This window comes from Hominibacterium faecale (genome assembly GCF_020734085.1).
Taxonomy (GTDB): Bacteria; Bacillota; Clostridia; order Peptostreptococcales; family Anaerovoracaceae; genus Hominibacterium; species Hominibacterium faecale.
In genome coordinates this window covers 290,134-304,616 of sequence record NZ_JAJAGH010000007.1, presented here as the reverse complement: position 1 = coordinate 304,616, position 14,483 = coordinate 290,134, and the positions used below count along the sequence as shown (strand labels likewise).

Sequence of the window (14,483 nt, the reverse complement as noted above, 5' to 3'; positions counted from 1 at the left end):
CAATGAATGTGGATATTTGCAATAGATGCATAAATACAAAGATAAGCTGCCAGGCTGTCGATGGATGATAAACGTCATGAAGTAAACCCATTTTCCAGGAGAAAGGCAGCTTATATACACAAAAAAGGCTTTTTCCTTATACAAAAATCAGTTGGCACATATTTTGCTCTATATATGGACAAAAGAGATTAAATCTTAGGAGGTAAGAAAGTGAAGAAGAACTATCATGGGATCATTCCCCCGATCGTTTCACCTGTAGATAAAGATGAAAACATTGATGAGCAGGGGTTCAGAGCGTTGATTGAGTATTGCATAAAGGGCGGATTGCATGGATTTTTGGTTGCCGGGACCAATGGAGAGACGATGCAGCTGACGCAGAAGGAAAGAAATAATGCGATCCGCATCTGCCTGGATCAGGTAAACGGCAGAGTCCCTGTCATCGCCGGCGTGATGGATACCAGTACCCGAAGGGTCATCGAAAACATCAAAGCCCTGGAAGATATGGGCGGTACCTGCGCAGCCGTTACGCCGATCTTCTACGACAGACATACATCGCAGGATGAGACGATAAGACATTTTGAACAGATTCTCAAAGAAACCAGCGTAGAGCTGTTTGTGTACAACATTCCACCATTTACCGGGATCAAGCTGACGCCGGATACGGTGATGAAGATCGCAGATATGGACGAGCGTGTAGTAGGATACAAAGACAGCGCGGCCGCTTATACGGATTTCCTCAAGATGGTTGGAAGATACAAGGATACCTCGTTCAGCGTCCTTTCCGGCGCAACGCCCCAGGCATTATCAGGCGTGCTCATGGGTGCAGATGGATTTGTTCCCGCACTGGGACCAGCCTTCCCGGAAATGTTCGTATCCGCATATGAAGCAGCTAAGAGTAAAGATGTGGAACTTACCATTCAGTACGATGAACTGATCCGTGAATCGGGAAAAATCCTGGGCATGTCGAAAAATGCCACAGCAGCGGCCAAATATGCCATTTCTCTGAGAGGACATATTGATAAGAGGGTTATGATGCCCCAGGATGTTATCCTGCCGGAGGAAGAGCCGAGGATCAAGGCCAAGCTGGAAGAAGTCGATGCTATGTATGAAGAATTAAAAAAATCTGTGAAATAACAAATTAGAGAAAGAAGGGAACAAACATGTTTACAATCAATGGTAAAGTTGCAGTTATCACCGGGCCCAGCGGCGGTATCGGGAAAGGGGTGGCAATGAAGTTCGCGGAAGCAGGATTTGATATTTTCGGTGTGGATTATGCGGACTGCGCGGAATTAAAAAAGGAGATTGAGGGCAAGTTCGGTACAAAAGTGGAATATATGCAGGCCGATCTGACCAAGACGGATACGGCCCTGGCAGAGAAAATTATATCCTCGGCAGTAAAAGCCTTTGGCAGAGTTGATGTACTAATTAACAATGCGGGTATTGCAAGAAGATGCGATGCCATCGATTACAAAGAAGAAGATTGGAACGCAGCGATCACCATCAATCTGACTACCTGTTTCCTGTTGAGCCAGCAGGCTGCCAAGCAGTACATCAAACAGGGGAACGGCGGAAAGATTGTCAGCCTGGCCTCCATGCTGGCCTTCAGCGGCGGCATCCGGGTTCCTTCCTATGCCGCAAGCAAGCACGGCATCGCCGGCATCACAAAGGCACTTTGCAATGAATGGGCAAAACACGGCATCAACGTCAACGCAGTAGCGCCGGGATATGTGGACACACCGATGAATCAGGCCCATAAGGACGATCCTCAGAGATTCAAGGAATTAAATGAAAGAATCCCCTTTGGAAGATGGGCGACGCCGGAAGAAATCGCAGGGCCGATCCTCTTCCTGTGTACAGAAGAAGCAAAGTATATCAACGGATATGTTCTGGCAGTAGACGGCGGCTGGCTGGCCCGTTAAGCCGGCTGCGGAAAGGAGAAAACCATGACAGTAAAAGTAGACCATAAAGAGATCTGGCAGTTTGTCGCAGACCTTTTTCAGGCTGCAGGAACGACCAGAGAAAATGCGCAGATGGTCGCAGACGTCCTGATCCGGGCAGACCTTCGGGGAATCAAATCCCACGGCGTCAGCAGGATTCCCATTTATATCAAACGAATGGAAATGGGACTAGTCAATTCCCGTGCAGAAATTCGGATTCTGCATGAAACACCGGTATCGGCGGTAATTGACGGCGGATACGGACTGGGTCAGATTACAGCAACAAAGGCCATGAAGCTGGCCATTGAAAAAGCAAAGACTTGCGGCGTAGGTATGGTAGGTATGAACAAGAGCCATCACTATGGCATCGCGGCCTTCTATTCCCAAATGGCAGCAGAAGAAGATATGATCGGATTCTCCTGTGCCAATACCACGGCCCTTATGGCAGCGCCGGGCGGAGCCAGCAAAGCCATCGGAAACAGCCCCTTTTCTTTCGCATTTCCAGCCGGGGAGCAGATGCCGGTTATTTTTGACGCGGCCTGCAGCGCAGTGGCGCAAGGGAAGATTATTGTAGCCAACATTAACGGACAAAAGATTCCTGACAACTGGGCTTTGGACCGCGAAGGAAATCCGACCACCGATCCTGCGGAAGCGTTGAAAGGCTTTCTGTTGCCTATGGCAGGGCCGAAGGGATACGGCATTGCAGTCGTTATGGAGATTCTGGCAGGTGTGCTCAGCGGCTCCGATACCGGGGTCCATCTGGGATCGATCTACAATGACCTGGAAAACCCGCAGGATTGCGGCAACTTCTTTATGGCCGTCGACCTCAAGACATTTGGCGATCCGGAAGCGTTTAAAAATAGAATGGACGGATATATCCAAGATATGAAGAACGGTAAGAAAGCAAAAAACATCAAGGAAATCTTTATGCCGGGCGAGATCGAATTGAAAAAGGAGATAAAGGCGCGCAAAGACGGCATTGAAATCGAAGACGATACCTTCGCACCGCTGGTGGAGCTGGCGAAGAAGTATAAGGTAAAACTGAATTACAAATAAAAGTGATGTTTACGAAACAGGAGGAAAACAATGAGTAAAACAGGAAAAGCGTGGGTCATGGCTGGCCCCGGACAGCTGGAATTACAGGAATTCCCTTATCCAAAATGTGAAGATGACGGTATTATTATCAAAGTGGAAGCGTGCGGAATCTGCGGTACAGACAAGCATATGTGGAACGGCAACGCAGGCATGGTAGATTTCCCCATTATTCCGGGACATGAATTTGCAGGGGTGATCGAAGAGATCGGCCCGGACTACAAAAAGAGCATGCTTATGGTCGATGGAACTCTGGATCTGAAAGTAGGCGACCGAGTAATCCTGGGGCCGGGAACCAAGGGCTGCGGCAAGTGCCCTACCTGTCTCAAATACCCGGACAAACCGCTGCTCTGCCAGAATCGGTTCCGTTATGGGCATTCCAAAGTGGGCGAACCACCATACTTCCTGGGCGGCTACTCCCAGTACATTTATGCTCTGCCGGATTCATGGCTGTTCAAGGTACCTGACGGCATGTCGCCGGAACTGGCTGCCATGGCGGAGCCCACCTGCATCGCACTTAGAGTTGTGGAACGGGCAATGGAACCGGGAACGCCATCCACCGGACATGGATTCGGAATTGGCAAGACGGTTGCTGTGATCGGCGCGGGTCCCATCGGACTTTTGATTATGGCTGCCTTCAAACACGCGGGCGCAGGCAAAATCATTGCCATTGATATGCTCCCGAAAAAGCTGGAAATGGCACAAGAATTCGGCGCGGATATATGCATCAACGCCAAGCTGAGCGTAGAGGAAAGACAGCAGATGATCATGGACAGCAACGGCGGCGAACTGGCGGACGTGGTTGTAGAAGCGGCGGGAGCGCCGATTGCCTTCAAACAGGCCATTGATTTTGTAAGAAGAGGCGGTATCGTAATCGAAGCGGGCCACTTTACAGACGGCGGGGATATTCCCATCAATCCGTATACCATCTGCAACAAGGACTGCGACATCCGCGGCGTATGGGCAAATCATCCGGTAACCTTCCGGGATGCGCTGAACTTCATGGACAGAACGACTGTGCCTCTTGAAAAACTGGCCACCCATATCTTCGGTATGAACGATGTTCCGGAAGCCATGAAGACGGCCGGAGGCCCGGATGTAGGTAAGGTCATCATCAAGCCCTGGGAATAAAAAAGTAATACTTTTTCTTAACATAATAAGGGGAGCGGCTGCTGTGTCATACCGGCCGTTCCTTTTTCGTGCAAAGGAATTGGAGAACACCTCTGTTGCCACGGTTGACAGTTATATCGAAGCTCTTGAAATGTCTAATTTGATCTATCTTGCAAGGCCGATGGACTATTTCAGAAAAGCTTTTGCGATACCTGCCATTGCGTTTCTTTATCTTTTAGGCAAGGTGGAAGCCGACGGACAAAACGGAAAAATGTAATAAAAATCCGCCATTAAAACATCATTCGGATTTTGAAAAATTGCATAAGAAAAAGCTGCCGCATCAATGGAAAACTCCACCGTTGATGCGGCAGCTTTTTTAGCTGCGGGCAGAATGGGCTTTGAGTTGGTCCCGGCAGACCGGTCCTTGGCAGTCGCCTCTATTCCTGTTCCGTAAAAAGCACCACTCTGCAGGGAGAACCATCCACACCCTGAAGATTTAGAGGAAGTGCTGCCAGAGAATATTCTTTTGTAAAATCGATCCGATCGACATTTTTGATCAGCTCCACAACCACTACCTGGTTTTCAAAAAACAGCTTATGGATCTGATCATCTTTTCGACTGCCGCTTTCCTTGCAGTCAGGAGATACGGTATCGACCGCAATCAGTTTCATGCCGTTTTGCACAAGGAATTCTGCGGCCTCCAGGGAAAAATAGGGCCATTTGCCATGGTAGTTTGGATTTCCATAATAGGTTTCCCAGCCAAAGGCAAAGACCATGCGTTCACGCACCTTTAATCCCTTAACATCTCTCAGTTCCACCGTTTCCAATGGTTTAAAACGGCGAAAATCTATGACTGCCGTATCGCCGATGCATACGTCCAGGTTTGTTTGATCGATGGACGGCCCATCCTTGATTAGATGTCTGGGGGAATCCATGTGGGTACCGGTATGGGAGCCTAAAACGATTCGACTGGTATTGAAGCCGCAGTCTTCGACTTTCCCCATAAGACTGAGCTCAACCTGGGGATGTCTCTGCGGATTTCCGGCAATCTGCCCGCTTTCATATCTTGCGGATAAGTCAAGTACGTTCATAATTACGCTCTCCTTTTGTGAGGATTATTCGACCTTGGAGGCTCTTTTGAGGAAGTCCGGATCCTGATGCCTTGGATTTGGATATGTATAGAATCCCTTTCCTGTTTTTACGCCCAATTCGCCTTTTGCCAGCTTTTCTTCAAGAATCGGCAGATTCTCTTTGGTCGTACCATACCACTCTTTGAGAATGAGATACATCGTATCGATCCCGGCAGCATCCAGGATTCCAAAGGGGCCGGTCTGTTCCTGACGGACGCCCATCCAGGCCCGGTCGATTTCCTCAATCCCCGCAGCGCCTGTGCGATAAAGGGTCAGTCCCATATCAACAAAGGAGTAGAGCATATTGTTAGCCAGATATCCTGGTGTTTCCTTTTTCAGCAGGCAGGGGTTCATATGGATGGACTTTGCAAACTCAATCAATAAATCCACATATTCCTGTTTGGTTTCCGCTACCGGAGAGATATCCGTTACATTTCGATAGAAGGACGGCATATAAAAGTGCCACGCCAGGAAACGCTCCGGTGCTCCGGAGGCTGCTGCGTATCTGGACGGATACAAAGAGGAGGAGTCTGTGGTGAGAATGGCGTCCTTAGGCAGGTATGGCGCAAAGGATTTCCATACGGCTTCCTTGGTTTCATAATCCTCATAGACCGATTCGCTTACAAGGCCGATGTCATCAGGAACCAGAGATGGATCTCCGACAATAAAGCTGATATTTTTCACAGCTTTGTCCGCATATTCGTCAGTAAAGTAGCCTTCTGCGATACGAGGGGCCATGACTTCGTTTCTTACCCGATCCAGTACCACCTGTTTCTTGTCTTCACTTCTGACATAGACGACGACTTCGCGCCCAAATAAAACGAACTGCGTGGTAATGTGTGCGGCCATGGTGCCGGCGCCAATCACTAATATTTTTTTGATATCTTCTGCTTTCATACTAAACCTTCTTTCTTTTCATTCTGTGAAAACTAATTAAAGTGTTTTTCTACCATACTAATATCGCAATTCCTATGCCAGCTGACGGGGCTGCTGCAAAAAGTTTATCAAAGGGGCTGTGAGACAGTAAATTGACAGTGGCGGGAGAAGAGAAAGGTTAAGAAAGGCTGAGCGATCTTCCTGGCGAAAGCATTATCTGAATTGCATTGTGCAAATATAAATTGCAAAGTGCAATCAAACAATATATCACAATAGCAGGGCTCCTTCTTGTACGGTATGAGGAAAAAGTAGAATCATGCAAGATGCAATGTATGATTGCATCTTGCAAATATATAAATAAAGGCCCAGATCCTGGATTGTGTCAGTGGCAGCAATATAAAAGGACCTTTTACGCAAAAATCGTGAATTTGAGCGGAAAGCAGCCAGCATCTATCTTTTTAAAAGAGCCGGCAGGTGCTTGGCATACTTCTTGCGATATTTATAAATGCCAAGACAAAGGGTCCCCCAAATACATCGAATGCTTGAGAGAAAAAGAGTTGACAAACAAATGCTTCCGATAAAAACGTCAAGTATATTCATTTCGCATTCAAAAAGATTGTTGGCTTAAAAAATGACCCTTTGTGCAGAAAACCAATCTGCTATGTTGCTGTTTATGTACACATACGGTAACTCGGTTATCTACACGTTTTTTATGAAGACCCACTGGGTCTGTAAAATAAATAAAAAAGGAGAGCAAAAATGGAATTCAGTTATTCAAGAGAACAACAAATGGTCAAGAAAATGATCAAAGAGTTTGCAGAAACCGAGATCGCGCCAATCAGTGAGGAAATTGACGCCAATGCCGAATATCCTTACGAAACGGTAGCCAAGTTAGGGGAGCTGGGTGTCATGGGCATGCCCTTTCCCGAGGAATATGGCGGAGCGGGAAGCGATTATCTGACCTACATCATGGCAGTGGAGGAGTTATCCAAAGTAGACGCGTCCCACGGGGTCATCGTCCAGACCCATAATGCCCTGTGCTGCTGGCCGATCTTCACCTATGGAACCGAGGAACAGAGAAAGAAGTATCTACCCGATCTGCTTTCGGGCAAGAAGCTGGGCGCCTTCGGCCTGACCGAGCCCAATGCGGGGACCGATGCGGCCATGCAGCAGACTACGGCCAAAGACGGGGGAGACTGCTGGATCCTCAACGGAAGCAAGATCTTCATTTCTGGCGGAGGGATCGCCGATGTCTATGTGATCATGGCCATGACGGATAAGAGCAAAGGAAACAAAGGCATCAGTTCCTTTATCGTGGAAAAGGGAACGCCGGACTTTACCAGAGGAAAAAAAGAAAACAAGATGGGCATCCGCGGCTCCATCGCAGCGGAGCTGGTCTTTGAAGACTGCCGGATTCCCAAGGAAAACCTGCTGGGGAAAGAAGGAAAAGGCTTTAAAACGGCCATGAGTTCGCTGGATGTGGGGAGACTGGGGATCGCGGCCCAGGCACTGGGAATCGCCCAGGGGGCCTTTGACCAGACGGTCGAATACATGAAGCAGAGAAAGCAGTTTGGAAGAAGCCTGGACCGATTCCAGGCATTGGCTTTTGAGATGGCCAATATGAAGACCCGCATCGACGGCTCCAGATTCCTTTTGTACAATGCCTGCAACACCAGAGACCGGGCAGCAGCAGGAGACAAATCGGCAGAAGGACAGCTTTCCGTGACAGCCGCCCAGGCCAAGCTGTCCTGCTCCGAGACGGCCTCCTATGTGGTGGACAAGGCAGTCCAGTTCCACGGCGGATATGGATACATCAAGGATTATCCGGTGGAACGGATGTATCGGGACCAGAAGATTACCGAAATCTATGAAGGAACATCGGAAGTGATGAAGATGGTCATCTCAGGAACGATCTTTAAATAGGAGGAACAAAAGAATGAACATCGTTGTATGCGTGAAACAAGTACCAAATACCAATGAAATCAAGATTAACCCGGAAACTGGCACCCTGATCCGGGAAGGTGTGGAATCGATCTTAAACCACGATGATGCCAATGCCCTGGAGCAGGCGCTGCAGATCAAGGATACTCAGCCGGATACGAAGGTGACCGTCATCACCATGGGGCCGCCCCAGGCTAAAGAGATGCTGCAGGAATGCATCGCTATGGGCGCCGATGAGGCAATCCTGTTATCCGACCGGGCGCTGGGCGGCTCCGATACCTGGGCCACCTCCAATGCTCTGGCGGCAGGGATCAAAAAGATCGGCGAGTATGATCTGATCTTCGCCGGGCGTCAGGCCATTGACGGAGACACGGCCCAGGTGGGACCGCAGATCGCGGAGAAGCTGGGCGTGCCCCAGGTTACCTATGTGAAAGAATTCAAGCTGGAAGCGGATGAGATCCTCGTAAAGCGTGCGCTGGAAGACGGCTATGAGCTGCTCAAACTCAGACCCCCATGTGTGCTGACGGCGATTAAAGAGCTGAATACGCCGCGATACATGAGCATCCGGGGCATCCTCAAGGGAGCCAAAGCCGACATCCGGGTATGGAGCGCAGAGGATATCGGCGTGGATCAGGATACGGTGGGCCTGAAAGCTTCGCCGACCAACGTATTTCGTTCCTTTACGCCAAAGCCAAAGGGGAAAGGGGTTCCCGTAGCGGGAGATACAGCAAAAGAACTGGCAGAAAACCTGATTAAAGGACTGAAAGAAAAACACATTATCTAAGGAGGCGGGATACATGAAACAATTTGCAGAATACAAGGACGTATGGGTATATACGGAGCAGAGAGACGGCAAGCTGATGAAGGTGGCGCTGGAGCTTCTGGGCGAAGGCTGCCGGCTTTCCAGAGAACTGGGAGAAGGGGCCAGAGTCTGCGCCGTACTGATCGGTGATGAGACCGACGGACTTTTCGACGAACTGTACGCCTATGGAGCGGACGCGGTTTACCAGATCGAGGATCCGCTGCTCAAAACGTATACCACCGATGGTTATGCCAAGGTGATGACCGACGCCATCCGGGAATACAAACCGGAGATCGTGCTGTTCGGCGCCACCCATATCGGAAGGGATTTGGCTCCGAGAATCGCGGCCAGACTGGACACCGGACTGACGGCGGACTGCACCCGGCTGGATATCGATACCGGAAACTATATGGACTATCTCCAGACTTATACGACCGCCAGCACCGGGGGCCTGGATCCGGAAAGCAGGGATACCGGTCTCAAGCAGACCAGACCGGCCTTCGGCGGCAACCTGATGGCGACCATCATAACGCCGAGAACAAGGCCGCAGATGGCGACGGTGAGACCGGGCGTAATGGATAAATTGGAAAAGAAGGAGGGCGCCAAAGGCGAGCTGATCCGGGTCGAAGCCAAGATCAGCGCGGATGACATTCAGGTGGAAGTGCTGGAAGTGGTAAAGGCAGCCAAAGAACTGGTATCCCTGACGGATGCGGAGATCATCTGTTCCGGAGGAAGGGGTCTGGGCGGCCCGGAGGGCTTTGAATTGATCGGGCAGCTGGCAGATCAAGTAGGCGGCATGGTGGGAGCATCGAGAGCGGCCGTGGATGCGGGCTGGATCGATCAGAGCCATCAGGTGGGTCAGACCGGAACCACGGTAAAGCCGAAGATCTATTTTGCCTGCGGCATATCGGGAGCTATCCAGCACCTGGCTGGCATGCAGACCTCCGATATCATCATCGCCATCAACAAGGACCCGGAAGCCCCGATGATGCAGCTGGCGGATTACGCCGTCTGCGGCGATCTGAAGAAGGTCATTCCGGAGATTATTGAAAAGTGGGATGCATAACAGAAAGAAAGGTGAAGAACATGTTCCAATCGATCATATTTGAAGAAAAAGGGCAGATCGGATTTTTAACCATCAACAAGCCGGATGTGCTCAACGCACTGGATGCGCAGGTTCTGGAAGAGATTGATCAGGCGGTCAGCCTGGCAGAAAAAAGCGAAGAAATCAAAGCGATGATTATAACGGGAGAAGGTAGAGCCTTTGCCGCCGGTGCGGATATCGGCACCCAAAGCGTATTGGATCTGGAAGGCGGCAGAAACTGGGGGAGAAATGGTTCGGCTGTTTTCAGAAAGCTGGAGCTGCTTGCCATTCCCACCATTGCGGCTGTCAACGGGTTTGCGCTGGGCGGCGGCTGTGAGCTGGCTATGGCCTGCGATATGATCCTCGCCAGCAGCAAAGCAAAATTCGGCCAGCCGGAAGTAAGCCTGGGAATTACGCCCGGATTTTCCGGCACCCAGAGACTGCCCCGCCTGGTAGGAAAAGCAAAAGCCATGGAATTGATTTTGTCCGGCGATATGATTAAAGCAGAGGAAGCTTTGAAGATTGGCCTTGTAAATCAGGTGGTGGAGCCGGAAGAGCTGCTGGATGCGGCAGTAAGCCTTGCAAAAAGGATCATTAAGAACGGGCCTTTGGCCGTGAAATATGCAAAAGCCGCTATCAACCGAGGAACGGAGATGGATTTGGATTCGGCCATTTCCCTGGAAAATGAACTGTTTGCAATGTGTTTTGCTACAGAAGACCAGAAGGAAGGTATGCAGGCGTTCCTGGAAAAACGGGATGCGGCCTTCCAGGGCAAATAAGGAGGAAAAAATGAGAGAAATATTAATCAAAGGACAATTAAACAAATTCAAAACGTTTCAAGAATTTGCAGAAGAATTTCAACTGGGGAGCGAGGATCTGATCCTGACCAATGCGTTTATCTACAAACCATTCATGGCAGATCTGAATCTGGAGTGCCAGGTGGTCTTCCAGGAAAGCTTTGGCGCGGGAGAACCTTCCGAAGAGATGATTACGGAGATTTTCAAGGCTGTTAAGCCGGAGACCTTCGAGCGGATCGTTGCGGTAGGTGGCGGCGCCATCATGGATATCGGAAAGGTGCTGTCCTTGAAGAGGACAGGTTCGGTACATGACCTGTACTTTAAAAAAGCAGAAGTGGTTCCGGAGAAAGAACTGATCGCAATTCCGACTACCTGCGGCACAGGCTCGGAAGTGACCAATATTTCCGTAGCGATCGTACGCGATGACAATGGAAACACCACAAAGCTGGGATTGGTATCGGATCTGCTGATCCCAAGCTCCGTTTGTCTCATTCCGGAAATGCTCAAGACTCTGCCTTATGCGCCTTTTGCATCTTCAGCCATCGATGCGCTGATTCATGCGGTAGAATCCTACCTGTCCCCATCCAGAGCCACCATGACCTCGGAACTCTATGGAGTAAAGGCGATGGAACTGATCCTGGAAGGATTCAGAAGGATCCGTGAAGGCGGAGAAGAAGCAAGATTCAACTATCTGGACGAGTTCGTAACGGCTGCCTGTTATGCAGGGATCGCCTTTTTGCAGGCTGGGTGCGCAACCGTTCACGCCATGTCCTTCCCTCTGGGCGGTACTTATCATGTGCCCCACGGCGAGTCCAACTATGCCCTCTTTGGCAAAGTCCTTGAAAAGTACGACGCGGCTCAGCCTGAAGGAAAGATCATGGAATTCAAACAGACCATCGCCGGGATCCTGGGCGGGACGGCTGAAGATGCCATCGGCAACCTCAATAAACTGCTGGAAACGATCCTGCATTTAAAGCCCCTGAGAGAATACGGATTCAAAGAAGAAGACATCGAAACCTTTGCTGATTCTGTCCTTGAAAATCAGCAGAGGCTGGTGGTAAATTCCTATGTTCCATTGACAAAAGCGCTGATCAAAGAGATTTATGCCGAATGCCTGTAAATTAACTTGTCCTCTGTATCAAATTATGGCGCTGCGTGGATCAGCTTCTTGGTCTGCGCGGCCGGCCATGAGTACAAGGCATTTTTTTGGAATAGCGGAGGTATTACCTTGATAAGCCAGATGTAAAGGTTAAAGGGCAGGAACAGAAAGACTTATCAACCTTTTCACTCACAAACGATCAATCATCCCCGCGGTCAGAATGCAGGATATTCATTTTCTCCTTGGTAGCTTTATGCTGCGTTGGAAGCTCCTCAACGGGTAAGTCGCGGACCTTGCTTTCCGTGCCGTCCTTGATGGCTTGTTCGTAGTACCAGCATTTAAACTCCAAAAAATCAAGCGTCTCCTGCATATCAGCCATTTGTTTTTTGACAGAATCTCTCCGTAAGCGAAACAAGTCAAGTCGTTCCTTCAGGGAATCATCCCCGCGATCGATCATTTCCGTAAAAGCCTTGATGTCCTTGATGGACAAACCTGATTTTTTCAGGCACTCTACAACCTTCAGCCATTCGTAATCCTTGTCCGTAAACATGCGGATGCCGCCGCTTGACCGCTCCACACAAGGAAGAATGCCTTCTTTGTCATAATAACGCAGGGTAGAAGCCGGAACCCCTAGAACCTTTGCCATTTCACCAACTGTATAAAGCATAACCGTCACCTCATAAAAAATTAAAAAATACCTATTGACTTAAAGTTAACTTTAAGTTGTATATTGAACTTAGAGTTATTATAGTGGATAACACCACGAAAGTCAATTTAAGTGATTGGAGGGAAACAAAATGAAGGTTGTGACGAGAATCATCACCCTGGCTATAGGAGTATGTTTGATTTTGTCTTTGTCAGCTTGTGGAAAGACCCAAACGAAATCAAAGAACAGTACGGAGCAGGCACAGACTGCTGTAAGCGATGCACTGGTCGTGTATTTTTCTGCAACAGGAACAACAAAAGGAGCAGCAGAAAAGATCGCTGCGATTATCAATGCCGATCTTTATGAAATCGTTCCGGCGGAGCCATATTCGGAGGAAGATTTGAATTATAACGATGATGAAAGCCGGACATCCATTGAAATGAATGACCCAAAAGCTCGTCCTGAAATCGGCGGCAAGGCGATTTCTCTTGAAGAGTATTCGGTCGTTTATCTGGGCTATCCAATCTGGCATGGAGATGCTCCCCGCATCATGAGTACATTTGTAGAAAACCATGATTTCAATGGAATTACAGTAATTCCGTTCTGCACATCAGGTGGAAGCGGACTTGGGGAAAGCGGCAGCCATTTAGCTAAACAGGCTGGCAGCGGCAGCTGGCTGGCGGGAGAAAGATTCGGCGGAAGCGTGACAGAGAAGGAATTGCAGTCTTGGATCGACGGACTGCAGCGATAAATGATAGGGAGGTAAACGATGACAGGTGAAAAAAAGATGAAGGCCGCGGTATTAGCGGGAGAAAAACAGATCGAAATGAAAGAACTTCCGGTTCCGGAGCTTAAGGCAGGGGAAATAGAAATCGCGGTTTCTGCCTGCGGGGTATGCGGCAGTGATATTCATATGTGGAAAACCGGAAAAAGTTGGAACCCTGAACTGGCAGACTTTGTGATGGGCCATGAATTCTGCGGTGTTGTTACCAATCCGGGAGACAGTGATTTTTCGATCGGTGATCGGGTTGTATTCTGGGCAAATATGTATTGCGGTGAATGCGATATGTGCAAAGCAGGAAAAGAGCAGCTGTGCCGCCAAGTAAACGGTCAGAATTATATTGGCTTTGTACGCAATGGCGCCTATGCGGAAAAATTTGTTTGGAGAGCAAGCAATGCTTATAAATTGCCGGATACGGTATCGGATACGGCTGCAGGGCTGATTGACCCGCTGATGGTCGCTTACCATGCGCTGCGGATATCAGACTTGAAACTGCATGACAAAGTGTTAGTGGTGGGAAGCGGAATCATCGGACAGCTTACAGGCGGTCTTGTGAAAAAAGCCGGTGCTTCTTATTTGGCAATGGCGAAGAGAAATGACCGCAAGCTGGGTTTGGCAAAAGAAATCGGCGACTTTGACGATTATTTTGATAGCAGCGCTTCGGACAGCGGCGCCATCATGAATCAAGCGGCAAACGGCGGCTTTGATGTTGTATTTGAATGTGTCGGTACGGAAGAATCGCTCGCGGCAAGTATCGATGCTGTAAAACCGGGAGGAACGATCGTTACGGTTGGAAATTCCATCAACGATACAGTTCATATTTCATTGAATAAAATCGTTCTTCGTGAGATTAGGCTGATGGGAAGCGTTTCCTGCACTCGAAAAGAATTTGAGGAAACGATTGATATAATCGCCAGCGGGATGATCGATGCGGACAAATACGTAACGGATGTTATGAAACTGGACGAGCTTCAGCATGCCTTTGAGCGGCTCACTTCGAAAACAGATCCGGTTGTAAAAATCGTTGTAAAGCCGTAAGAGACGAAATCGATTAAGTATGTCGGGGTTATCACATCAACAGGAAACAAATACCATCCTTCGATCCGCCATGCTTCAAAAACAGCAAAATGCTCTGATTTTCTATGGACATTGCGTCCAAATCAGGGCATTTCGAATAGGAATCAGCAA

15 protein-coding genes are annotated in these 14,483 nt (G+C 49.1%); 12 read left to right on the top strand and 3 right to left on the bottom strand.

From position 1 onward, the window contains the following. Positions 1-210 precede the first annotated feature (210 nt). Genes LG211_RS11045 through LG211_RS11025 form a run of 5 tightly spaced genes read left to right on the top strand, consistent with a single transcriptional unit; the run spans position 211 to position 4,416 of the window. Positions 211-1,134: a dihydrodipicolinate synthase family protein gene (locus LG211_RS11045; RefSeq protein ID WP_269477529.1), complete on the top strand. Its 924-nt coding sequence runs from the start codon at positions 211-213 to the stop codon at positions 1,132-1,134. Positions 1,135-1,160: 26 nt separating this feature from the next. After that, positions 1,161-1,919 carry an SDR family oxidoreductase gene (locus LG211_RS11040; protein WP_148398047.1) on the top strand — a complete coding sequence of 253 codons (759 nt, stop codon included), beginning with the start codon at positions 1,161-1,163 and terminating at the stop codon, positions 1,917-1,919. Positions 1,920-1,943: 24 nt separating this feature from the next. Beyond that, complete coding sequence (locus LG211_RS11035) at positions 1,944-2,993, top strand: Ldh family oxidoreductase (protein ID WP_269477528.1); 1,050 nt, start codon at positions 1,944-1,946, stop codon at positions 2,991-2,993. 30 nt (positions 2,994-3,023) lie between these two features. Further along, complete coding sequence (locus tag LG211_RS11030; RefSeq protein WP_269477527.1) at positions 3,024-4,160, top strand: zinc-dependent alcohol dehydrogenase; 1,137 nt, start codon at positions 3,024-3,026, stop codon at positions 4,158-4,160. A 43-nt stretch (positions 4,161-4,203) separates the two neighbouring features. Beyond that, the gene (locus LG211_RS11025) at positions 4,204-4,416 is read left to right on the top strand and encodes a hypothetical protein (protein WP_269477526.1); all 213 of its coding nucleotides are present in this window, start codon (positions 4,204-4,206) and stop codon (positions 4,414-4,416) included. Between the two features lie 160 nt (positions 4,417-4,576). Here LG211_RS11025 and LG211_RS11020 read toward each other — a convergent pair whose 3' ends face one another. Beyond that, positions 4,577-5,230, bottom strand: coding sequence for a cyclase family protein (locus LG211_RS11020; RefSeq protein ID WP_269477525.1), 654 nt, complete (start codon positions 5,228-5,230; stop codon positions 4,577-4,579). 24 nt (positions 5,231-5,254) lie between these two features. Continuing rightward, the gene (locus LG211_RS11015; RefSeq protein ID WP_269477524.1) at positions 5,255-6,166 is read right to left on the bottom strand and encodes a 3-hydroxyacyl-CoA dehydrogenase NAD-binding domain-containing protein; all 912 of its coding nucleotides are present in this window, start codon (positions 6,164-6,166) and stop codon (positions 5,255-5,257) included. Between the two features lie 738 nt (positions 6,167-6,904). On the opposite strand from LG211_RS11015, the gene LG211_RS11010 reads away from it, so the two are divergent. Genes LG211_RS11010 through LG211_RS10990 form a run of 5 tightly spaced genes read left to right on the top strand, consistent with a single transcriptional unit; the run spans position 6,905 to position 11,889 of the window. Next, on the top strand, positions 6,905-8,068 hold the full coding sequence (locus tag LG211_RS11010; RefSeq protein ID WP_269477523.1) for an acyl-CoA dehydrogenase: 1,164 nt from the start codon (positions 6,905-6,907) through the stop codon (positions 8,066-8,068). 13 nt (positions 8,069-8,081) lie between these two features. Next, positions 8,082-8,870: an electron transfer flavoprotein subunit beta gene (gene etfB, locus LG211_RS11005; protein WP_269477522.1), complete on the top strand. Its 789-nt coding sequence runs from the start codon at positions 8,082-8,084 to the stop codon at positions 8,868-8,870. Between the two features lie 13 nt (positions 8,871-8,883). Continuing rightward, positions 8,884-9,954 carry an electron transfer flavoprotein subunit alpha/FixB family protein gene (locus LG211_RS11000; protein ID WP_269477521.1) on the top strand — a complete coding sequence of 357 codons (1,071 nt, stop codon included), beginning with the start codon at positions 8,884-8,886 and terminating at the stop codon, positions 9,952-9,954. Beyond that, positions 9,942-10,751: an enoyl-CoA hydratase-related protein gene (locus LG211_RS10995; protein WP_465250798.1), complete on the top strand. Its 810-nt coding sequence runs from the start codon at positions 9,942-9,944 to the stop codon at positions 10,749-10,751. Before LG211_RS11000 ends, LG211_RS10995 begins: the two co-directional genes overlap by 13 nt. A 10-nt stretch (positions 10,752-10,761) precedes the next feature. After that, the gene (locus LG211_RS10990; RefSeq protein ID WP_269477520.1) at positions 10,762-11,889 is read left to right on the top strand and encodes a 4-hydroxybutyrate dehydrogenase; all 1,128 of its coding nucleotides are present in this window, start codon (positions 10,762-10,764) and stop codon (positions 11,887-11,889) included. Positions 11,890-12,067: 178 nt separating this feature from the next. On the opposite strand, the gene LG211_RS10985 is transcribed toward LG211_RS10990, so the two are convergent. After that, the gene (locus LG211_RS10985; protein WP_148398057.1) at positions 12,068-12,535 is read right to left on the bottom strand and encodes a MerR family transcriptional regulator; all 468 of its coding nucleotides are present in this window, start codon (positions 12,533-12,535) and stop codon (positions 12,068-12,070) included. A 130-nt stretch (positions 12,536-12,665) separates the two neighbouring features. Here LG211_RS10985 and LG211_RS10980 point away from each other — a divergent pair, with 130 nt between their 5' ends. Together LG211_RS10980 and LG211_RS10975 are read left to right on the top strand one after the other, a co-directional pair. Next, entirely contained in the window at positions 12,666-13,265 is a 600-nt protein-coding gene (locus LG211_RS10980) for a flavodoxin (RefSeq protein WP_148398058.1), read from the top strand. Positions 13,266-13,283: 18 nt separating this feature from the next. After that, positions 13,284-14,333 carry a zinc-dependent alcohol dehydrogenase gene (locus LG211_RS10975; RefSeq protein WP_269477519.1) on the top strand — a complete coding sequence of 350 codons (1,050 nt, stop codon included), beginning with the start codon at positions 13,284-13,286 and terminating at the stop codon, positions 14,331-14,333. Positions 14,334-14,483 lie beyond the last annotated feature (150 nt).